At 49.5% G+C, this 20,278-nt stretch carries 20 protein-coding genes; 15 read left to right on the forward strand and 5 right to left on the reverse strand.

Going from position 1 to position 20,278, the window contains the following annotated elements; all coding sequences use genetic code 11:
- Position 1: 1 nt before the first annotated feature.
- From VD907_03215 to VD907_03245, 7 genes are all read left to right on the forward strand, one after another.
- A complete protein-coding gene (locus VD907_03215; protein HYG83861.1) occupies positions 2-589 on the forward strand; it encodes a sortase in 588 nt (195 codons plus the stop codon).
- Complete coding sequence (locus VD907_03220) at positions 586-1,833, forward strand: glycosyltransferase (protein ID HYG83862.1); 1,248 nt, start codon at positions 586-588, stop codon at positions 1,831-1,833. The genes VD907_03215 and VD907_03220 overlap by 4 nt, the downstream gene beginning before the upstream one ends.
- Before the next feature lie 205 nt (positions 1,834-2,038).
- The gene (locus VD907_03225) at positions 2,039-2,182 is read left to right on the forward strand and encodes a hypothetical protein (GenBank protein ID HYG83863.1); all 144 of its coding nucleotides are present in this window, start codon (positions 2,039-2,041) and stop codon (positions 2,180-2,182) included.
- Between the two features lie 37 nt (positions 2,183-2,219).
- Positions 2,220-2,525: a hypothetical protein gene (locus tag VD907_03230; protein ID HYG83864.1), complete on the forward strand. Its 306-nt coding sequence runs from the start codon at positions 2,220-2,222 to the stop codon at positions 2,523-2,525.
- Positions 2,526-2,811: 286 nt separating this feature from the next.
- Positions 2,812-3,447, forward strand: coding sequence for a hypothetical protein (locus VD907_03235; protein ID HYG83865.1), 636 nt, complete (start codon positions 2,812-2,814; stop codon positions 3,445-3,447).
- Complete coding sequence (locus VD907_03240; protein HYG83866.1) at positions 3,444-4,736, forward strand: glycosyltransferase; 1,293 nt, start codon at positions 3,444-3,446, stop codon at positions 4,734-4,736. Before VD907_03235 ends, VD907_03240 begins: the two co-directional genes overlap by 4 nt.
- Positions 4,733-5,911 carry a hypothetical protein gene (locus VD907_03245; protein HYG83867.1) on the forward strand — a complete coding sequence of 393 codons (1,179 nt, stop codon included), beginning with the start codon at positions 4,733-4,735 and terminating at the stop codon, positions 5,909-5,911. Before VD907_03240 ends, VD907_03245 begins: the two co-directional genes overlap by 4 nt.
- On the opposite strand, the gene VD907_03250 is transcribed toward VD907_03245, so the two are convergent.
- Positions 5,886-6,377 carry a DUF4385 domain-containing protein gene (locus VD907_03250; protein ID HYG83868.1) on the reverse strand — a complete coding sequence of 164 codons (492 nt, stop codon included), beginning with the start codon at positions 6,375-6,377 and terminating at the stop codon, positions 5,886-5,888. The genes VD907_03245 and VD907_03250 overlap by 26 nt on opposite strands.
- Before the next feature lie 77 nt (positions 6,378-6,454).
- Entirely contained in the window at positions 6,455-6,670 is a 216-nt protein-coding gene (locus VD907_03255; protein HYG83869.1) for a hypothetical protein, read from the reverse strand.
- 116 nt (positions 6,671-6,786) lie between these two features.
- Between VD907_03255 and VD907_03260 the strand changes: the two genes are divergently transcribed.
- Both VD907_03260 and VD907_03265 read left to right on the forward strand, forming a co-directional pair.
- On the forward strand, positions 6,787-8,172 hold the full coding sequence (locus VD907_03260) for an exonuclease domain-containing protein (GenBank protein HYG83870.1): 1,386 nt from the start codon (positions 6,787-6,789) through the stop codon (positions 8,170-8,172).
- 20 nt (positions 8,173-8,192) lie between these two features.
- The gene (locus VD907_03265) at positions 8,193-9,527 is read left to right on the forward strand and encodes a hypothetical protein (GenBank protein HYG83871.1); all 1,335 of its coding nucleotides are present in this window, start codon (positions 8,193-8,195) and stop codon (positions 9,525-9,527) included.
- Positions 9,528-9,694: 167 nt separating this feature from the next.
- On the opposite strand, the gene VD907_03270 is transcribed toward VD907_03265, so the two are convergent.
- Positions 9,695-11,728: a M3 family metallopeptidase gene (locus tag VD907_03270; protein HYG83872.1), complete on the reverse strand. Its 2,034-nt coding sequence runs from the start codon at positions 11,726-11,728 to the stop codon at positions 9,695-9,697.
- Between the two features lie 134 nt (positions 11,729-11,862).
- On the opposite strand from VD907_03270, the gene VD907_03275 reads away from it, so the two are divergent.
- The 4 genes from VD907_03275 to VD907_03290 all read left to right on the forward strand — a co-directional run bounded on the left by VD907_03275 (position 11,863) and on the right by VD907_03290 (position 15,242).
- The gene (locus tag VD907_03275; GenBank protein HYG83873.1) at positions 11,863-12,489 is read left to right on the forward strand and encodes a class E sortase; all 627 of its coding nucleotides are present in this window, start codon (positions 11,863-11,865) and stop codon (positions 12,487-12,489) included.
- Positions 12,490-12,491: 2 nt separating this feature from the next.
- Positions 12,492-13,736 (forward strand): APC family permease, encoded by a 1,245-nt coding sequence (locus tag VD907_03280; GenBank protein ID HYG83874.1) that lies wholly within the window; start codon positions 12,492-12,494, stop codon positions 13,734-13,736.
- 85 nt (positions 13,737-13,821) lie between these two features.
- On the forward strand, positions 13,822-14,346 hold the full coding sequence (locus VD907_03285) for a sigma-70 family RNA polymerase sigma factor (protein ID HYG83875.1): 525 nt from the start codon (positions 13,822-13,824) through the stop codon (positions 14,344-14,346).
- Complete coding sequence (locus VD907_03290) at positions 14,343-15,242, forward strand: hypothetical protein (protein HYG83876.1); 900 nt, start codon at positions 14,343-14,345, stop codon at positions 15,240-15,242. The genes VD907_03285 and VD907_03290 overlap by 4 nt, the downstream gene beginning before the upstream one ends.
- A gap of 35 nt (positions 15,243-15,277) precedes the next feature.
- Here the strand turns inward: VD907_03290 and VD907_03295 are convergent, their stop codons facing one another.
- Complete coding sequence (locus VD907_03295) at positions 15,278-18,037, reverse strand: cation-transporting P-type ATPase (GenBank protein HYG83877.1); 2,760 nt, start codon at positions 18,035-18,037, stop codon at positions 15,278-15,280.
- A gap of 145 nt (positions 18,038-18,182) precedes the next feature.
- Here VD907_03295 and VD907_03300 point away from each other — a divergent pair, with 145 nt between their 5' ends.
- Entirely contained in the window at positions 18,183-18,536 is a 354-nt protein-coding gene (locus VD907_03300; protein HYG83878.1) for a hypothetical protein, read from the forward strand.
- A gap of 126 nt (positions 18,537-18,662) precedes the next feature.
- Here VD907_03300 and VD907_03305 read toward each other — a convergent pair whose 3' ends face one another.
- Positions 18,663-19,154, reverse strand: coding sequence for a hypothetical protein (locus VD907_03305; GenBank protein ID HYG83879.1), 492 nt, complete (start codon positions 19,152-19,154; stop codon positions 18,663-18,665).
- A 101-nt stretch (positions 19,155-19,255) separates the two neighbouring features.
- On the opposite strand from VD907_03305, the gene VD907_03310 reads away from it, so the two are divergent.
- The gene (locus VD907_03310) at positions 19,256-20,170 is read left to right on the forward strand and encodes a hypothetical protein (protein ID HYG83880.1); all 915 of its coding nucleotides are present in this window, start codon (positions 19,256-19,258) and stop codon (positions 20,168-20,170) included.
- Positions 20,171-20,278: the final 108 nt, after the last annotated feature.

Consider the following 20,278-nt stretch of genomic DNA (forward strand, 5'->3'; position numbering starts at 1 on the left):
TATGGCCACGAGCCGCATAATTTCCCGCGTCGTAATGATCGTAAGTAGCGCACTGGTTATCGGTGGCTTAGTATTTTTGCTAGCGCCAGAATACCAGGCGTGGTCGCTCCGCCAGCAAGGCGAAACTGCCAATACCGCCCAACTTATAGACGCCAAGCAACAAGCAAAGCCGTTATCTGCACCGCCTTTTGAAATCCCTACGAAGCTCCAGTTGCCGCGGCTGGGTATCGCCGTAAACCTCCAAAAAGCTAACTATTCACCGCAGACCGCTTGGTCACTCGATGATTCCCATGCTTTTTACACCCTCGAAACAGCCACGCCCTTATTTTATGGCCATGCTACCGAAAAAGTCTTCCTAAAACTCACCGGCGTCGCTGAAAATGAGCTGCTGTATATCACCAACAACAAACAGCAGCGACTCATCTTTCGATTTATAAGCGACCGCGTAGTCGCACCGACTAATACCAAAATTCTTAACGAAAAGAAATATCGCACCATCTTTTTGCTCACCTGCACCGGGCCAGACTTTAGCCAAAGGCGGGTACTCGAGTTTCAGTTTGTTGGCCTTGAGGAGCCGAGCGGGTCATGAATTTTTCTGAAATAATGTTTCATGTGATCGCCGGGCTCAGCCTACTAAACTTTGCCCGAATTGCGTACATGCTTCTTGGCGCCGACCTTTACGATATTCGCCACGCGCGCAAGCAAGCCGCTAAAAAGCGCCCCTACAAACCGCTGATAACAGTGATCATTCCAGCCTATAACGAAGAGGTGGGCGTGCTTCGCACCCTGACGTCGGTACTCGAAAATAACTACTCCAAAAAACAAGTAATCGTGGTCAACGACGGCTCAACCGACCGCACGCTCGCTAAACTCCGCAATTTCCAGCGCAAACACCAAGGTCGTTTTACAATTGTCAATCAACAAAATAGCGGGAAAGCCACCGCCATTAATCGAGCAGTGAGTCACTGGGCAAAAGGCAAATTGGTGATGGTGGTCGATGCTGACTCGGTACTTGATCGCCAGGCGATTGGTCGCATGGTGGAACACTTCCGCGACCCTCGGGTCGTGGCTTCGGCGGCAAACGTTAAAATTATCCCGCACCGAGCGCTGCTTGGCATTGTGCAACGATTCGAATATCTAATTTCCTATCGCTTGAAACGCGCCTCAACCTTAGCCAGTATGGAATACATCGTCGGCGGTGTGGGCTCAACCTTCCGAAAAAGTGCCCTTGTAAAAGTCGGCTTGTACGATACCGACACCATGACCGAAGATATCGATGTAACACTAAAACTGATTCGCCAGTTCGGCAACCGCTACTACCGGATTAATTACGCCGCCGACGCTATTGCTTTCACCGAACACGTCCTCAGTTTCCGCTCGCTCATCCGGCAGCGCTTTCGCTGGAAGTATGGCCGCATGCAGTCGCTATTCAAAAATAGCCAATTGTTTTTTTCAAAAGATAAAAAATACCGCAAGCAGCTCACCTGGTATCAGTTGCCGTACGCTGTATTTGGCGAAGTTGCCCTGCTGCTTGAGCCGCTGCTGGTGGGCTTTATTTTGGTGACGACCGTGCTCTTTTTCGACCTCACTTCGCTTGTGAGCGTCTATTTAATTGTTACCGGTTTTGTCTTTTTACTGGTTCTGGGCGAAGAAACCGAAACCTTACCCGCAAAACTACTTTTAAGCGCACTGCTGCCGTTACTGTATTTCTTGCTCTATATTTTAAGCGTCGTGGAGTTTGCCGCTCTAGTGCAATCCATAAAGAACGCCCCGCAGCTCCTTCGCCGCAGTCATAGTACTAGTTCATGGGAGCATGTGGAAAGGATTGGGTAGTATTTGCGACTATCTGCCGTATAATAAAGGGGTTCGCGCACCTGAATGGGAGGGGAAGAAATGGCCGAGATTCAGCCTCGACAGCGAGAAGCCTTGATCGGAGCATTCAAGAAAAAGTTTACAATTCCCGCACTGCAAGAACAATTGCTTCCTTATTTGCTTGAGGAAGCAGGCAAGCGAATGCCACTAGAGAAAGCAGCTCCATTTGTTGCGTTGTGTCGCAAAGGGCACTCGCGAAGATGCCCTCGTTCGGCTACTGCTCGGGCTTGAGCTTGAAAAGCTGATGTACGCGGTAGTAGCGGACGAGGGCAACGAGCGCAGCTCCGAGAAGCAATTGAAGCGAAGTTGATAAATCTGACCACTACGCTCCCGAGAGGGATCAAAAAATGATTACTTTTCGCAATCAAGGTGACATGCGCGCCGCTTTCGAGCAGCTCCCTTTGCAGACTAAGCTCTACTTTACCGATAAGCTGTTCACAGAACTGGTGCAGTTGGCTGACAATTCCTATTCAACAGTGGCTGACGCAGCCGCAGCCATCATGGCGGCGCTTAACACGGAGGGCTGCGACTATAGTATCAAAGAAGTGCTCACACGAGCTCGCAACCAAATCGCCGAGGTCGTGGTTGCAGCAAGCGACCAACAGCGACGATTGAAGGGTAGCCTGGCGTATCAAATGCAACAGTTGCGATAGAGGCACAATCCGCCAGGTCTGCACAGCAGTGCGCAGGCCCGGCGGTTTAAATTGTAATATCACCTTGTCATTAGCGCAGTAACATTATAAAATATCTATAGATTAATTGTCCGAACAATGTAATTGACTTATGGAATTCCCGACAGCACAAAGCAGCCCATTTCTTCTGCTCTGGTATATTTACCTGGTATTTTTAGCGATCGTCATTATTGTGAATGTCTTATCGAAACTTATTGCGGCATTTTTTAATTGGCGCATTCGTCGTTTGCAAAAGGACAAATCTTAAATGCGATTTCTAAAAGCCGTTAGCTTGGGTAGTTTACGACTGTTGGTGTTTGCTGCCTGCGGAGTTTTAAGTGTGTTTCTTATTATGTCGGGATATGAATCTATTTATAACCGTTCCTTACCCCTCGTACACACGCTTGATGCGGTTGAGTTACAGCCATTTACCGGCACCTACAATCTTCAAGATGCCGCTCAGCTGCATCCTAAAAAATACGGCACCTACGGCAAACCAAAAACCATTAAGCTCCCTGGCCGCTCGGCGCGGCTTGATATCGTACCGCCGCTGCACACAAACAGCCAATGGCTAGCGCGCACCAACACCATGCACCTACTGCTACCAGAAAACCCACGCGCCGGGAATATTGGCGTGCTTTTTTTGTATTGTCGGGCGAATATTCAGACCATCAGCCAGACGAATCTCCCAAAGATCGACAGCAATATTTTTGTTGATACCGAGCACGACTGGCGCTACCTATATAAAGTAACTCATGCCGGCGTCACACCGCTCACAGAGCCGCAGATTGTTGCCGATAATGGCACAACCGGTAAAATGGTAATCGGGTGCATCGACGAAGCCGCCAAGCAGCTAGTAACCGTCGAGGCCAGCCTTATGTCGGTACAAGGAATCGAAGTATGACCAACGAAAGCCTGTTTATACTCTTTCGCGATATCACCATTTTTCTCGCGACCATCATGCTTATTAAGTACTTCATTTTCTTGCTGTTCGCGGCTTTTTATTCGATGCGCGAATCCGTACGGCGCTACCGGGTGTTAAAAAAAGAAAAGAAAGCCTATGGTCGGGTATTAAAAACCCAGCCCAGTATTAGCGTGATTATTCCCGCTTGGAATGAAGAAGTCGGTATTTTAAAAACATTGCGCTCGGTATTAGCCAACAACTATCCGGCACTAGAAGTAGTGGTAGTAAATGATGGTTCGGTTGATAAAACCGGCGATATTGTTGACGCTTTTATTGCCGAGCAGCAAAACTTACACCCGAATAATCCGGTGCGTATTGTGCAGTATCGTTTGCCAAACGGCGGCAAGGGTAAGGCGCTAAATCACGGCATCAAACATAGCAGCGGTGAGGTCATTCTGACGATTGACGCCGATTCCGCCCTGGCTCCCGACGCCTTAGAGAGGCTCGCCGAGTACTTCCGCGACCCCAGCGTAGCGGCCGTCGTTGGGCAAGTGAGGGTAGCTAATGTAAAAGGCAGAATTATTGGCTATATGCAGCAGTTGGAATATCTGTTCGGCTTTTATTTCAAACGGGCACACTGCGCCATGGGTGCCGAGTACATCTACGGTGGTGCTTGCGCGGCTTTTCGGCGTTCGGCCACCTTCGACTATTTTGGACACTTCGATGAATTAAACAAAACCGAAGACATTGAGCTCTCGATGCGAACTAAGTTCCATGGCTTGCGCTCTATCTATGCCGAGGATGTTATTTGCTACACTGAAGGCGCCGCCACCTATGCTAGCCTCATCGCCCAGCGACTGCGCTGGAAAAAAGGTCGCTTTGACACCTTTATTCGTTACCGCCGACTATTCTTTTCCTGGGAGCGCCACCACAACCCGTTCCTAGCGTGGTTTGTGCTGCCGTTCGCGCTGTTTGCCGAGCTTCAGCTGCTCCTTGAGCCGATCGGCGCTACCTTGTTGATTACTTACAGCATTGTGTCAGGTGAATTCGTGTCGCTGGCGCTGAGTATGCTATTCATTGGCATCTCGTATTTTGTGGTAGCGGTGTTTGGCAGTAGATTATCGTTTAAAGAACGCTTGAAAATCCTGCTGCTCTGGCCGATTACCTGGCCGCTGTTTTATGTGATTGTTTGGATTGAATTTCACGCGCTGCTGCGCAGCTTCCATATGGTACTCCGCGGCGATACGTTAGCCTGGCAAAACTGGAAGCGCGAGGGGATTGAGGGATGAAAAAACGCCACATTATTCTTATAAATATCATTTTCTTTGGGCTGATGGCTTTTTCAGCTAGCACGGTCTATGAATTTATGACCGGTTCTTCGCCGCTCCACAGCTTTGCCCAGCTGCTCGCTAGACCCGCCAGCACCACAGCCATCACCACCGACGCCTGCAGCACAAAACCCGCCAACAACAAGCTGCACGGTGCCAGTTTGCCGCAGCTCAAGAAGCTAGCTAGCTACCAAGAGGTCTGCAGGTCGTTTGTTACTGATACGCTGATGGTCTTTTTCTCGATGCCAAAAAACCAAACTGAGGCCATTAGCTACGCAAAGCAGGACGCTAAAATCCTGAAAGAATTCAGCCGTTTTGGCATACGACCGCTGGTGATTGCCGAACCAACCGACGCCCAAGGGGTAAATATCGACTTTGGGCTATTCGCGAATGGCAGCCTTGATGCAGCCATTAAAGCCTACTTCACCGAACTCAAAGCCCAAGGCCTCAAAGACAACCAACTAGGTATTTGGAATCCATTTCCTGAAGCCAACTTGCCGTACTGGAAGAACAATCGGCCAGAGTACTTCGCCCCAGCCGTTAACCGCTATCTTTCGAGTGCGCGCGAACAGTTCCCTGGGCTACAAACCAGCATTCTGTTAAATTCAGCTACCTATGAAATGACCGATTTCAACTGGGAAAGCGGCGACTACAACAGTTTACTGCCTTATGTAGGCGGCATCACGCCTGGCCTAGTGACCTACGCCGGCATTCAAGGATTCCCGTGGGTATCACGGCAGGGCGGAAATGGCGTTATTTTCAACGCTGCGGAATTCTTAAATCCGCCCTTACTTACCGAAATGGCAGATATTGTGGGTACGAAAAAAGTCTGGTTTAATACCGGTACCTTTTCTACAAAATATACGCTGGACCCGGAAAGTATCCGCACTATCGAACCGGCGCGCCGTAAAGAAATTCTACTGACCATTCGCGCCCAGGCCGAACTTGTAAAGCAACAGGGATATGAAGTAGCGATTAACATTTTCGCCCAGGATAAAAGCGAAGAGACCGAAGAAACCAATTGGTCGTATTGGTCGCCGCAACCACCAACTAGCTCATTACACACCCCGGTGTTTACTCATTTTACCCGTGAGCTAGCCGACAAGCGTATTAGTCTGTGGCTGTTTGATGCTTAGGTTTTGGTGAGTTGGTTTGAATTTGTAAATGCAGTTTTTTAAGCGCCAAATACTCTTTATCCTGCCTGGCGCGATCGTAATAGTCTTTGAAGATTGCCGCTGACTGCGCTTTATCCGACGTTAGCGCCTGACTGTCCTGAGCAATAACTTTTTGCTTGGCATCATGTTTTTTGCCCGAAGGATGATTAGCGTACCGCCGCGCCCGAGTCCAGCCCATTTGTAAAAACTTTCGAGCCATATCGGCGCCAACAAAATCGTTTTGTGCAAGATATGCTTTGAATAAAGTGTAAATTTTCTCAGCCGATTGAGTGGCAATTTCAGGCGTGCGGAACTTCCAGTAGGGAAGTATTTCACTTTTATACGGCTCCGCCATAAGCACACCCTGCTCACCACGACCAATTTTGTATTTTTCTGGGTGCTTGCGAAAGTCTATGCCCTGATAATCTATTATGTATTTTGTTGCCATGTACATATAATATGCTATCAAAAGTAATAGAGCGATAGACGGGTTGCGCCTATCGCTCTTTCAGCTAGAGCGGTTAACTAGCCCTCGTCATTCTGATTGACGGGCAAGCCATGCCTTTCAATCAGAATGGCCATAATTCGCTTATCCATGTCGCCGAGAGTCGACTTCTCTTGCGTTTCGTTCATCTCACGATGTGCAGTTTTTACTGCATCCTTAAACTGATCAAGCGTAATACCAGGCCACTGGTTCTTAACCCCACTCCACAAAGCACTGGCCAAAGCATCAGAATTCACCGCTGGTACCCCTCTCTAAAAGACGGAACCTACATACAATAACCCTTTGCTTGCGAAAGGTCAATATGTACTGCTTGTCTTACATATTCTCTTGCCAGAAGGTAAAATAGAAATAGATGTTTAAGGAGCCGGTGGTATTCGTCGATATTGAGACAAGCGGAGGGAGCTATACTAATAGCCGAATTATTGAAATTGCCGTCATTCGGGTAGAGAATGGGGAAATTACTGAAACGTTTCACAGCTTGGTGAATCCCGGCACGAACTTACCGTATTTTATTACCAAGCTCACGGGCATCACTGATGCCGATCTGGTATCTGCACCGTACTTTCCGAAAATCGCCCCCGAGCTGGCCCGCATTCTTAAAGATGCGCTTTTTGTGGCGCACAACGTTACCTTTGACTATTCGTTTATCGCTAATGAAATGCAGACTGCGGGTTTAGGTTTTGCGCCGCCCCGGCTGTGCACCGTGCGGCTGTCTCGGGCATTGTACCCGCAGCACAAAAGCCATAGCCTCGAGAATATTCTTAGCCGCCACAATATTTCAGTGGCCGCTCGCCACCGTGCCTACGACGACGCCCTGGCTCTGTGGGAATTCAGTAAGATTGCCCTTACCGATCACGGTGAGATTGCTTTTAAAGCCGCCGTCAATCACCAGCTAAAACGCCCGAATCTGCCGCCACACCTTAATGAAGCCCTAGTCCACAGTTTGCCAAACACGTCTGGGGTGTACATTTTTGAAGACGAAGCCCGACGGCCGCTGTACGTTGGGAAAAGCGTCACCATACGGACCCGGGTGTTATCTCATTTTGCGCAGAGTGCCTCGGTAGCAAAAGAGCGAAAATTAGCTACTCAAACGCATCACATTCGCCACATTGAAACAGCCGATGAACTCAGCGCGCTGCTGCTTGAATCCAAACTCATAAAAGAACTGCTGCCGGTATATAACCGTTTGTTGCGGCGCAAGCGCACTCAGGTGGTGGTGAAGCGTAACCTTACTCCCGAAGGCTACGCCACAATTAGTATTTCCCAAGAAGCGCTTGAAAACACCGATATCACCGCTGTCTACGGCACCTACGATAGCCGCCTAGCCGCCCGCCGGGCATTAGTAGAGCGCCAAAAACAATTTCAGCTGTGCTCAAAATTACTGGGCTTAGAAAACACCAAAGGCGCCTGTTTTCACCACCACTTAGGCTGGTGTAAGGGCGCCTGTGTTGGAAAAGAACCGATTGAAAGTTACAACCAGCGGCTCGACCAAGCTCTCCACGACACCCGAATTGAGCGCTGGCCCTATGAAGGACCCGTACTGCTTCGGCACCGCGACCAGCCCGATACCGCTTTAACTATCGACCAATGGCGAGTCATTGAGGAAGCCAACAACGCGCTCCTTGGCAGCGCCGCCTTTGATATTGACACCTATCGCATTTTGCGATCGTATATTATGCACCGCAGCCATTTGCTTGAAATCGAGCCGCTCAAACCTGCTATAATTGCTACAAAGTAATACCACTAAAAGGAATACTCATGGAACCACAATCTACCCCGCCGGTGAACCAAAATCCGACTCCGGCGCCAACGCCGCCAGCAAGTGATAAGCGGAAAGCCAAGCTGCTAATTGCCATAGCAATTGCCATCTTAGTCATCGCGGCCGGCGTTATTATTTACTTATTGCTGCAGCCAAAAAATGACACGTCAAACAATCAAACTGGCAACAAAAACGATACTAATAATGGTCCGACCGTACTAACTTTTGGCACAGAGGCGCAGCCCATTACCTATGCCGGGAATAAAGTAATCGATGCCTGTAACTTGTTAGCGGTCAGCACGTTGAAAAAGCACGTTGAAAAATACGACGAATCAATCAAGAACTTGGGCACCAAAAACTTCTTAAAAGCACCGCTAGTCGTCGACCACGGCTACTTTGATCGTTCGCTTGCTCAGCCCCGCGGTGGCGATGGCGAACCGCGTTCGACCGGAGTCATTGTTGGCGGCGATAGTATTGAAACATCGCATCAGGCCAGTTCATTTACATCAAACTTCGACAATAACTGTAAGTATGGCCAGGGCGATGGTTTTGATACCGTTTTTGCCGAAGTATATGTAACACAAAAACCGACCCCTCTTTCGAGTGACCTCATTAAATATCTTGATAAACTTAAGGCCGATGGCCGACTGGTGAAGGAAGTTTCGGGCTTGCAAGTATATGTTGAGCCACCACGTGACGCTAATTTTACCTTTATCATCCGCAAAAGCGATACGGTTGTCACCTTTACGTCACCCTTCGAAAAGCTAGCTCAGGCGGCTGCCGAAGAAATTTCGACAAAGCTACTTTCGCCCGTCACCGGCCCTCTGACCGTTACCTTTCCAGCGATGTACAATAAAATGGCGAACCCTTGCCGGCTTATTACCGCTGAAGACTTTGAGCACTTGACAAAGCTGGAAGTCAGCGCTCAAGCTGAGGAAAGAATCTACCTAACCGAAATCGAAAGAGACACCGCGCAGCGCGAATGTACCCGCGTTGAAACTATGCGTCGCGGCACCACTGAGATCAGCAGCATCGATGTTACTTTGTCGCAAAGCCGCAATGAAGAAGCTGCTAAAAAGCGCCTTGAAGCACTGAAAAACACTGAAAACGTGACTCTCACTCCGGTAAGTGAAGCTGGTTACGGTGATGAGAGCTATATCAAAACTCGCGAATTAGTTTCCACAAATTACTATTCAATGGTTATGCGCATTGGGAGCGTCATGATTGAAGTCAATTACGACAGCGAAGAAGGCAAGGCCAAATCGCTGGATGCTTACAAGCAGCGAATTTTGCCTGTAGCTAAGACGGCGATTGAACGATTTAACGCGCTGTAGACAGTACCTCCCTTCGGGGCTATCGCTGTTTCTTGGAGAGACTGTGTGAATCGATTGCAATAATCGATTCACAGCCGAACGCTTAAACGACCTTCCAGTGGAAGGTCGTTTAAAAAGAGTGCTCTCCAAGAAACAGCGATAGCGCCGAAGGGAGAACTTATATTACACTAGTCAATCGCCACACCATCGCGCTGCAACATTGCATCACTACTGGCTGGGCGGCCCAAGAAATCTTCAATCAGCTTATCCGGCGCAACTTCGTCGCCCCGACTCAGTACGTATTTAGCGTAAGCGCGGCCAGTTTCAGGGTTGCGCACGCCTTCTTTTTTAAAGCGTGAGAACAAATCGGCTTCAATAACTTCGGCCCATTTATATGAATAGTAGGCCGCCGCGTAACCGCCCGCAAAAATGTGTGAAAAAGTCGCGATGCTGGCTTCATAAGGTGCAATCGGGAGTGGCACAAAGTTTTGCTTTACATCACGACTAAATACCAGTAGCGACTGCTCACCAGATGAAAATTCAGTATGTAACGCCAAATCCACCGTCGCGAAATAAAGCTGGCGCATCGCTGCCGATGCCACCCGGAACGTCCGGCCAGCTACGAGTGCCACAATTGTGTCATCGCTCAAAATCTCGCCGGTTTGGTAATGTTTGGCCATCGACTTCATAACTTCTGGCTGCCAGACCCAGTTTTCCATAATTTGCGAGGGCGCTTCAATAAAATCCCATAAACAAGCGTTCATTGATTGCTCGGGAAGCTCGGTGCTACTTAAAGCAAAGTGCATAAAATGCCCAAATTCATGCCAGACTGTTTCAACGTCGCGCAGAGTTAAAAGGCTCGGTCGGTTTTTGGCCGGACGCTCAAGATTAGCACACACATGTCCGAGGTGCGGTTTGTCTACCGCGCCACTTGGCCTAGGGTCGGTGTAGTGGCCATCCATCCAGGCACCACCTTTTTTGCCGGGCCGCGCAAACCAGTCGCACCACACTCGAGCAATATGGCGTCCTTGCTCATCATGAAGGTCGTATGACACGACATCCTCGTGCCAACCCTTTTCGTTGTTCTGAGCAAACGTCACGCCATACAGGGTGGTCAGGGTAGTGAACATGCCCTCGAGCACCGAATCGAGCGGGAAGTACGCCCGGACGGCTTCTTCATCGACGCCCGAAATCGTTTCGGCCTGTTTGGCGGCGTAATAAAAATGCAATCCGCTATCTATGTCGGCAATCGATAGCTCCAGCTTTGGATTTTTCTCATATTCGCGGGCAAAAGCCACTAACGATTGGTGTTCCTCAAGCGATTTTGGCTTGTAGCGTTTGGTTAAATCAGCAATAAACGATTTCGCCGCGTCACCATTTTTCGCCATACGCTCAGCCAGGACATAATCGGCGTAATTTTTATAGCCGAGCATCGCAGCAATTTTCTGCCTCAGAGCTAAGATTTCTTCGGCAACTGGCGGGTTAGTATCGGCCGCCCGGGTATTAGCAACTTTGTGAAACGCTTGGCGCGTTGCGCTAACACTGCACTGCGACATTACCTTCACGTAATTGGGTTCGTTGTAGGAAATCCAGTAGCCAGATGTAGCTTTTTTGGTAGCCGCATCTTTGGCGGCAGCAATAAACTCGGCGTCCAGCCCTGCAAGCTCGGCTTCGGTACTTACGAGGAGTCCCGCGGCATCGCTGGCCTTCACCGCGTTTTGGGCAAATTTGGTGGTCAGCTCGCTAAGCCTGAGCCGTAAGGCCGATAGTTCATCGCGCTGGGCTTTTGGCAAACTAACGCCGCTGTGTTTAAAGTCACGAACGATTTCCGTCACTAGTTTTTGCTTGTTGGCTGGCAAGTTTTCAATGCCGGCTTCAGCATAGGCTTCGACCGCTCGGAATAAACCTTCGTGCATGTTTATAGCGTTATGTAGCTGCGAGCTTCGCTTGACGGCTAGTTCATACGGATCGTTCCATGTTTCACCCAGGCCAGATTCCAAAGTACCAACAATATTCACAATCGCATCAAATTCATCGGTTGAACGAGTGAGGGCGAGGATGGTGTTTTCAAAAGTTCGCTCGCTCGCCGGTAGTTCTTCGAGTGCCTTCAGCCGCTCCCAGGCGAGTTTTTCGGTGGCGTCAAGTGCAGGTTCGACGTCCTCGGGAGCGTAAGTGCCAAAGTGCAGTTCGTGGATCGGGTGGAGGAAAGAGTTTTTTGTCATATGATCAAGTATACATCGAGAGCTGGATTTTCTTCAAAAGCTCGACCCCGAGCCAAGTTCCCGCCAAAAAAGATAGTGCTTACACCCTAGTTACGTGATAAAATGAAACAAGAATTATTCGGGGTACTATAATCATGCCGCTTACGCTTCAAACATCAGGCAAACCAAAGCGTCGCATCCGCGATTTTGTGTTGTTATTTGTGGGATGTTTATTGCTGGCGGCTGGCGCTTATTTGGCCTTTTTAACCTTGGCACCGCAGTTTTATATGCAGCAAACCTTAGCCGACTGGAATGTGCCGGTGGCTCATGCCAAAGAAAAAATTAAAGAAAACCGACTATACATTCCGGCGATAAAATTAAATATCACCTACAAATCTGGTGGCGAAGAGGTATTAAACGAGAACGCCTGGCACCGCTTCCCAGAACGCGGCGACCCGAAAAAAGGCGGGAACTTTATTGTTGCCGGCCACCGTTTCCAGCTGGGTTTTAGCCCAGGCCAAACCCTGCGGGCTTCGCCGTTTTACCACATCGACCGCTTGAAAGAAGGGGATAGCATTTATGTCGATTTTGAAGGCGTGCGCTACCATTATAAAACAACGAAACATTACGAAGTAAAATCGACCCAAGTCAGCATTGAAAACCCAACTGACGAGCATCGATTAACGCTGTACACCTGCGACTTGCTCGACCCCGAGCATATTCGCGAAGTGCTCGAAGCCAAGTTGGTGGAAAAAAATGTCGACCCAGCTCGTAAATTTTAACCATGCCTGAATCTACTCCAAAATTAAAACGTTCGGTCGGCACCTGGCTACTGGCTCTGTACGGCATTGGTAACATTGTTGGTGCTGGCGTGTATGTGCTGGTAGGAAAAATTGCCGAACCGGCAGGCTACTTAGCCATTATTGCTTTTCTGGCGGCGGCGCTGGTAGCCTTTTGTGCCGCTCTAAGTTATGCCGAGTTAGCTGCCCGGTTTCCGGTTAGCGCGGGGATATCGGTCTACTTGCACGAGGCTTTTAAAGGAAAGTTCTTATCGACCTCGATCGGGCTACTCCTCGTACTGGCCGGCACGATTTCAACCGCCACCTTACTAAAAGGATTTAGCGGCTATTTTACGAGCCTAGTGCCAATTGAACCCGCAGTCGCAATAATTGGCGCCACACTTATTTTGCTGTTTATTATGCTGCGGGGCATAAAAGAATCGGTGGGTGTGGCGGCGGTGCTGACGATTATTGAGGTGGGTGGCTTATTGTTTTTGATTGCCGCCATTATGTGGTCGCAGCCCGACTCGTTTGGTGGTTACTTTGCTCATTTCTCGCACAGCCTCGGGACACTCGATGCAGCGGGACTGGCTGGAATTTTAGCTGCTGCTTTTGTGGCTTTTTACGCTTTTATTGGTTTTGAAGATATGGTAAATATTGCCGAAGAAGTCAAGCAACCGCAAAAAGCCTTCCCGCGTGCAATTCTAGTGGCGGTTGGCGTAGTGACAGTGCTATATATTATGGTGGCGTCGGTGGCATTAGGGGTGCTATCGCCACAAGCGCTCGGTGGCAGCGAGGCTCCGCTGGCCGATGCCTACACCGCTGCAACTGGACAATCAGCAATGATCATTATAATTATCAGCTTAATCGCCACCCTGAACGGGGTAATTGTTAACGTGGTGATGGGATCACGCTTTTTGTACGGCCTAGCCGCTCGGGGTTGGATTACTAGCTGGTTTGGCAAAGTTTCAAAATATCACGTGCCAGCACGGGGAGTGCTGGTTGTCGGTCTACTCGCGCTGATTTGTGCTATCTTTTTCCCGCTCGGGCAACTTGCTGGGTTTACAAGTTTGTTACTGCTGTTTGTCTTCTTTGCCGTTAACGTATCGCTGATTGCTATACGTCGCCGCGATCCACCCGAAGCCCGCAAACTTCACATTTCGCCCAGCTTTACGCCTTGGGCAGGGGCGATTACCAGTGGGGCACTATTGATCGGACAGCTGTTTACGATAATTCTAGAACTATTTTAGTCAAAAAAGAGCCTTGGTTTTCTCAACAGGTGCTCATTTTATAAAATCAGTGTAACTTTTGGCACCGTAGAATTGTAAGTACAGTATGCAAAATAAAGATGAATCAGAGCTAATCGCTCATAGCTTAAGCGGCAACCACCAAGCGTATGCCGAGTTGGTCGACCGTTATAAAAACGCAGTTTACCATCATTGTTTTGCAATTGTGCGCGATGAAGATGTCGCCGAGGATATTGCGCAAGAAACCTTCATCACCGGCTTTTACAAGCTCGCGCTCTATAAACCAGAGTTCAAATTTAGCACCTGGCTATTTAAAATTGCCACCAATAAAGCTTTGAACTGGCTAAAACAGAACGCTAAAGTAATTGTCGCCGATGACGAACTCCTCGCCACCATCGCTTCCACCTTGCCAAGCCCAGAAACAGAGGCCAAGTATAGTGAACTGCATCAAGCTGTTAAAAAGTTGCGGCCAAAATACCAAGCGGTAATAAGCCTGTACTACTGGCAAGGCTTAAGCTACGCCGAAATCGCCACCGTACTGGCATCTCCGGAAGGTTCGGTAAAGGGTTGGATAGCGAGAGCCAAACAAGAATTAAAAAAGGAGCTAGCATGAAAGATATCGACACGCTTCTAGAGCGTGGCAAGGCGCCATCGCCACGTCGCGCACTGAGCAAAGATTTTACTGCCAACGTAATTGCAGGTATCGCTACCAAACCCGAGAAAAGATCGTGGTGGCAAACCTTGCAGGGAGCCTTTCGTATGAAACTAATGCAAAAACCAATGATGCTAGTCACGGCCATCGCCGCTGTTATTACATTAAGCGGCACAGCCTATGCGCTGACTAATTGGCCGGCCATCTCAACCATGATTAGTGGCCAAAAAGAATTAAAGTCGGGAAACCGCGTCGTAAAAGTTGAAGCCGAAAATTGCGAATATACCAAATCGATTAACGGCGATCCGCACAACAAAGTTGCTTATTATGAAGTAAAGAAAGACTCTAAGCTTAGCAACGAACAAGTTGTCGCCATGATTCAGGGCATTTGTGAAGAAAATGTCATGAATAAGATCGTTAACGAACAGTCTAAAAATCTGCACGAAGCCCTTAAAGGTACGAAGAGCGTCACCAGCACTCGTCTGATGCAAGTTCAGGCCATCAACGATACTAGCATCACCCTGAAAACCGACCCTAAATATAGTGACCAACGCACCATTACTTACCAGCTGGCACCGAGCCTCAAGGCATTTAATTACGATGCGCCAAGCAGCCTCGAGAGCATCAAAGCTGGCGATACTGTTTCGGTAGTATTAAGCGATAGCCGCAACATAAGCACCGAAAAACAGGGCTATACTGAAGATCTGAATACTATAGCGGTAGAGGTAATTGTTGAGCTAAAACCGCTTACTGGCAACCCTGATACTTTCTACCACAACCTAGGTACCGAGTTCGTGCGGGTTGAGCCAAGCAAAGACGGCGAAGGCTTCACCAGAGTCTACGACTTCCACAAATAAACATTTCTCCTCCTTTACTAAAAACGCAGCTTGCCTTAGTGTAGGCTGCGTTTTTGTTTGTAAAGTCGCTGCATCTCGCGTACCAACAGAAAGATGACCGCTGCCCCAAATGCATATAACCAATCTATCCAACCGGGCGGCCCAGTCTTAAAATAATTAGCGATAATCGGATTATAAATGATCACCAGTACGCAGCTAAGTGAAAACGCGATCGCCGCCCAGAAATGCCAGTTGTGGAACTGGTAAGCGGTAAAGAAGCCATGCACACTGCGGCGCTGCATAATATTCACCAACTGGCATAAAACAATCGTTAGGTAAGTGATGGTCGTAGCTTGGAAATAGAGCAGGGACGTGGCATCTACTGCCTGAGCATCCACCCCGGCCCGCCCATAAAACAGCAAATAGTTCATAAAAGCTAAGCCCCCAATCAATAACCCGCACCAGGCGAGATCAGCAATATTTTGCCAGCTCAAGATATGTTCTTTAGGGTGGCGCGGCTGTGCTTTCATAGTTTCGCCTTCGGCTTTATCCCAACCAAGCGCAGCGATCGGGAATAATTCTGCCAGCAGGTCAATCGCTAAAATCTGAATAATACCGATTGCCAGCGGAATACCTAATAAACTGGCGGCACCCAAACTTGCTAAATTCACCACTAATTCTGCAAAGTTAGAAGTGAAACAGCTAAGGGTGCTCTTTTTGATATTAGCAAAAATTGTCCGACCATACCGCACGGCGTTCATGAGGGTGGCAAAACTGTCGTCGAGCAGAATTACTTCAGATGATTGTTTCGCTACGTCTGTACCAGTGATACCCATTGCCACGCCAATATCGGCTCGCTTTAAAGCCGGCGCATCGTTGATGCCATCACCGGTGACCGCCACCACTTGACCGGCCTGTTTCACTAAGCTGACAATCCGCATTTTATCTTCTGGCGAAACCCGGCTAAAAATCGTAGCGCCGCGCTGCACGTGCTTTAGCACGACCTCGTCGCTCATGGTAACCAACTGTTCGCCAGAAATCGTAGTAAGGCCGTGCGCGGCATCGAGGCCGGCCTTCCGAGCGATGGCTTCAGCGGTGAGAGCGAAATCGCCGGTGACAATAGTAACTTTAATGTGCGCTTGCCGGGCAGCGGCCATGGCAGCGGGCACTTCGTCACGCAGTGGGTCGATCATACTCACCATACCCAGGAAAGTGAGCTTTTCTTCAATTTCAGCTAAACTAGCTTTTTTAGCTGTAGCCAGCGGCAGTTCACGCTTGGCATACCCCAAATTTCGCATGGCGTCGCGAGCAAGGGTGTCGTTTTGCTCAAGCAACCATTGACGGTCGGCTTCGGTGATTGCCCGAGTTTTTTGGCCATCCCAGATATGGGTCGATTTTTCGAGCACACTTTCGAGAGCGCCTTTCACGTACGCCACAGCTGTTCTTTCACCGGCTTGGCGGACTGAAGTCATGCGCTTTCGGGCTGAATCGAAGGTGAGTTCACGAACTTCCGGCAGGCGGGTTTGCCACTTTTCAAGCGGCAAGCTGGCTTTACGGGCTAGAGTAATGAGCGCGCCTTCAGTTGGATCACCTAAGCAGTGCCAATCGGCATGTGCATCATCTGGCGGTAACACTTTGGCGTTACTGGCAAGGGCGCCGCTCACCAAAAATTCCTCTAGGTGTTCGCGCTCTTTTGCGGTAACGGCCTTGCCATTTTTTTGTATGAGACCTCTCGGAGCATAGCCAGTGCCAGTTGCCTCGTAGTAGTGGCGGCCAACAATAAACTTTTGAACAGTCATTTGGTTTTTAGTTAAGGTGCCGGTTTTATCGGTACAAATAATATGCGTCGCGCCAAGCGTTTCAACGGCACTCAATCTTTTCACTAAAGCTTTTGCTCGGGCCAGCTTGCCAGCGGCTTGGGCGAGGGAGGTATTAATTTCGGCCGGCAACCCCTGCGGCACCAGCGAGCTCGCAAAACCAATCGCAAACAAAAAAGCATCTTTTATAGCCATATCAGATTGAATCGCCACGAACAACAGCACCAGACAAAGCAGTACCACGCCGTAGGTTACCCGGGTGGCGATGTGTTGCAGTTCGCGCTGCAAGGGGCTCATTTCGGATGGCGTGGCCTGGCTCAAGCTCGCAATTCGCCCAAGCTCGGTGCTGGCGCCGGTGGCAATAACCAAACCTTTGGCTTCACCAGTGGCCACAGTTGTGCCCATAAAGGCCAGGTTGTGGCGATTATTCAGCGGTACATGATGGGGCAGGGCGCGGGTGAATTTGCGCGATGGGTTACTTTCGCCGGTGAGGGCAAAATCGTTAGTGGAAAAAGATAATTCTTCTATAATTCGGACATCTGCAGGCACGGCGTCGCCTTCGACAAGTCGAATAATATCACCCGGCACAAGTTCCTTGGAGGCGACTTGTTTTAAATTGCCATTTCGGTACACCTGGGCTTGCGGCGTCACCAACCGTTCGAGCGCCTGCATGGTTTTTTCCGCCCGGAATTCCTGAAAAAACCCAATCAAGGTATTGAACAATACTAATATGCCAAGAATTATAGCCGTGCGCGTATCACCCAAATACCACGATATTACACTGCTGACGAGCAGAAGCAGCACCATTAGGTCTTTAAACTGTCGAAGATATTTGTGCGCCCAAGTTTCGCGACGTTCAACCGCAAGCGCGTTTGGCCCGTATTTTTGCTGTCGTTTCGTTGCTTCGTGATCAGTGAGACCGGTTGTTGTTGCGCTGTATTCTTGTAATGCGTCTTCGATTTCTAGCAAGTAGGCTGCTTGTTTGTTTTTTGTCGACATGGTTTTATTATGACAGATTAATCGGAATTTGAACTGCTTACAGACGCTTCTGTCATTATCTATTGCTCAGGTATCCGACTTTCACTTTACGTTCGTTTTTGTTATGATATAGTAAGTGTCCGCAAGCTAGACTGGAAGGTGAGTCATGGCTACGAAGGCCGAACAGGCGCGTAATTTGCTTGGTGCGATTAGAAAAATCAACCCAGAGGTCAGAGCAAGCAAACTCGACCCACTCGCGAATAATTTGCTCGAGAAATACATTCAACTAGTAAATGCTCTAGGTCGAAAGATAGACGCCGAATCTCACCTGATCAAAGTTACGAGTGAGCAAAATGCACTCCCCAAAATTATCCGACGTATCGTGACGGGTACGTCAGCACCTCAGCCCATTGATCGAAATAGTCTTGAGCAAGCTATCTTTGAAAAGAACAATACGCTTGAAGAAATCCTTGATTTCCTTGAGAAGGTGGCCCAAGTGCTTAGCGTGAAGACAGACTAGTTTCGCGCCAACATCGTCAGCGCGCCCACGACACCATTTTCGTGTCGTGGGCGCTAACTATTTAATAAGTATTCATATCTTCATGTAAAATATGACCCGCCCGGCATAAACCGGACGGGCTTTCGACTATGCGGTCAGGCTGACAGTAGTACCCTTCAGAATTAGCTTGAACATTTTCCGCGGCCGGCCACCGCGGCCAGGTCTTTCAACTTCAACACTCGCGAGTATGTTCCCTTGGGCTTCGGTGATAGTACACTTCACCAAGGCTTCTCGAGCGACCTTTTCCCAGGCAGTAATACATTGCTGAGGTTGCGTACCCCGGCCGACTGTGACCGTAACCGAACATGGGTCGATTTCTCGAGGCTTGACTTCGCGAGTGCTGGCTACTGTACGTGCGCCGTGCTCCTCAGCCTCCTGCCTCGATACGCGGTCGGTGAGGCTTTCAACAACATACAGCTTTCCCTTGATCCGAATGATGTTACCGCGAAGATTATTATTGTCACAAAGATAGAGCTCGGTAAATTCGACAGCCACCTTATGCTGCTTAAGGGCAGCGACGAAAGCAGCAGTCAAAGCTTGACCGAAGGGCACTAACACCCGGATTGCAGCGGAGCTCACAGTATTTCACCTCTCGTCGAAACCTGCCTCTACAGTGTAGAACATTTGTCGTTTAAGGTACATATATTTCATAATTATCTTTTTCAGCGTATAGTAGCAGTATGCACACTCTGGTGGTAAGTTCAGCTAATCTGAATCTCCCCTACAAACGTGCATTCCTGGAAGGGAGCAGCGGGCATGAGGATTTCTTGAATCAAGTTGGTTACGACGGCTTTGAGATGCATCCGCTGCGCAGCCGCTTGGCCGCTGAAATTCTGGCCGGAAAGCGTGCGGCGCTTGATTTGGTGACCTCGCTGCACCAGTCATTTTCGGGGAGCACGCTGCGTGGTCTGGCTCGTGAAGCCTTGCCGCCCCAGCCAATTAAGCCTCGCCAGCGGCAGGTGGCTTTCGCCGCCATGCTGCCAAGTCTGTCGCGCTCTTTGGCACATTTGCAGCTGTACCAGCAGCGCAAGGGCGAACCGCTGCGGGCGGTGCTTTACCCCAACGAGCAGCAGCCGCCAAGTCGCGAGACCATTGACTACCGCAGTTTGGCAGGCGTCTTTGCCGAGCGGCTGTGGCAGCCGACCGCTGAAGTGCTGCAGCAACTCAATGTACTGCACTCGAGCACAACGGTCACGCTTGACGGCATGGTGCGGGCCATGCCCAAGATGGGTTTCGATAAGCTCTGTATCGACACCTTCCACTGGGTGGCCAGGCGCAATGGCCATGTCATGCCGCCCTGGCAAGAGGCTTTGCCGTTTCTTGCGAGTCGCAGCTTCATCAGTGAAGTCCATTTTGGGCCCGCCCGCAGTGACTTCAATGATGACGGTACGCAGCTCCGAATGATCTTGAAAGGACAGATCGCCCGCACAAAGGCCGGCAAGATGCTTCTCACGACCGCCGCGCATCTTCCGGAGAACCAAGAGCTATATGTGGTAACCGAGCTCACGCACGCAGCAATTACCGAACTCGGCTACCAGGATTACCAGGGTATCCACAAAGAAGTTGTGGGTGCTATTCGCGGCCTCCTGGCCTAGCCGCTGCCGGCAGAGATAACCCCTCTCTGCCGGCACATTTAATTACGTGGGTCTATTCTTTTATTCAGTAATATTTTATAGTAGTCATCAAGCCATAGGCATAAGGAG

The organism is Verrucomicrobiia bacterium, from assembly GCA_035629335.1.
In the GTDB taxonomy this organism is placed as follows: Bacteria; Patescibacteriota; Saccharimonadia; order Saccharimonadales; family Saccharimonadaceae; genus DASUUR01.

What these genes read in the sequence shown, in the direction of transcription:
- VD907_03215 (HYG83861.1), top strand. Translation starts at nt 2, where the DNA reads ATGGCCACGAGCCGCATAATTTCCCGCGTCGTAATGATCGTAAGTAGC.
- VD907_03220 (HYG83862.1), top strand. Translation starts at nt 586, where the DNA reads ATGAATTTTTCTGAAATAATGTTTCATGTGATCGCCGGGCTCAGCCTA.
- VD907_03230 (HYG83864.1), top strand. Translation starts at nt 2,220, where the DNA reads ATGATTACTTTTCGCAATCAAGGTGACATGCGCGCCGCTTTCGAGCAG.
- VD907_03235 (HYG83865.1), top strand. Translation starts at nt 2,812, where the DNA reads ATGCGATTTCTAAAAGCCGTTAGCTTGGGTAGTTTACGACTGTTGGTG.
- VD907_03240 (HYG83866.1), top strand. Translation starts at nt 3,444, where the DNA reads ATGACCAACGAAAGCCTGTTTATACTCTTTCGCGATATCACCATTTTT.
- VD907_03245 (HYG83867.1), top strand. Translation starts at nt 4,733, where the DNA reads ATGAAAAAACGCCACATTATTCTTATAAATATCATTTTCTTTGGGCTG.
- VD907_03250 (HYG83868.1), bottom strand. Translation starts at nt 6,377, where the DNA reads ATGGCAACAAAATACATAATAGATTATCAGGGCATAGACTTTCGCAAG.
- VD907_03260 (HYG83870.1), top strand. Translation starts at nt 6,787, where the DNA reads ATGTTTAAGGAGCCGGTGGTATTCGTCGATATTGAGACAAGCGGAGGG.
- VD907_03265 (HYG83871.1), top strand. Translation starts at nt 8,193, where the DNA reads ATGGAACCACAATCTACCCCGCCGGTGAACCAAAATCCGACTCCGGCG.
- VD907_03270 (HYG83872.1), bottom strand. Translation starts at nt 11,728, where the DNA reads ATGACAAAAAACTCTTTCCTCCACCCGATCCACGAACTGCACTTTGGC.
- VD907_03275 (HYG83873.1), top strand. Translation starts at nt 11,863, where the DNA reads ATGCCGCTTACGCTTCAAACATCAGGCAAACCAAAGCGTCGCATCCGC.
- VD907_03280 (HYG83874.1), top strand. Translation starts at nt 12,492, where the DNA reads ATGCCTGAATCTACTCCAAAATTAAAACGTTCGGTCGGCACCTGGCTA.
- VD907_03285 (HYG83875.1), top strand. Translation starts at nt 13,822, where the DNA reads ATGCAAAATAAAGATGAATCAGAGCTAATCGCTCATAGCTTAAGCGGC.
- VD907_03290 (HYG83876.1), top strand. Translation starts at nt 14,343, where the DNA reads ATGAAAGATATCGACACGCTTCTAGAGCGTGGCAAGGCGCCATCGCCA.
- VD907_03295 (HYG83877.1), bottom strand. Translation starts at nt 18,037, where the DNA reads ATGTCGACAAAAAACAAACAAGCAGCCTACTTGCTAGAAATCGAAGAC.
- VD907_03300 (HYG83878.1), top strand. Translation starts at nt 18,183, where the DNA reads ATGGCTACGAAGGCCGAACAGGCGCGTAATTTGCTTGGTGCGATTAGA.
- VD907_03310 (HYG83880.1), top strand. Translation starts at nt 19,256, where the DNA reads ATGCACACTCTGGTGGTAAGTTCAGCTAATCTGAATCTCCCCTACAAA.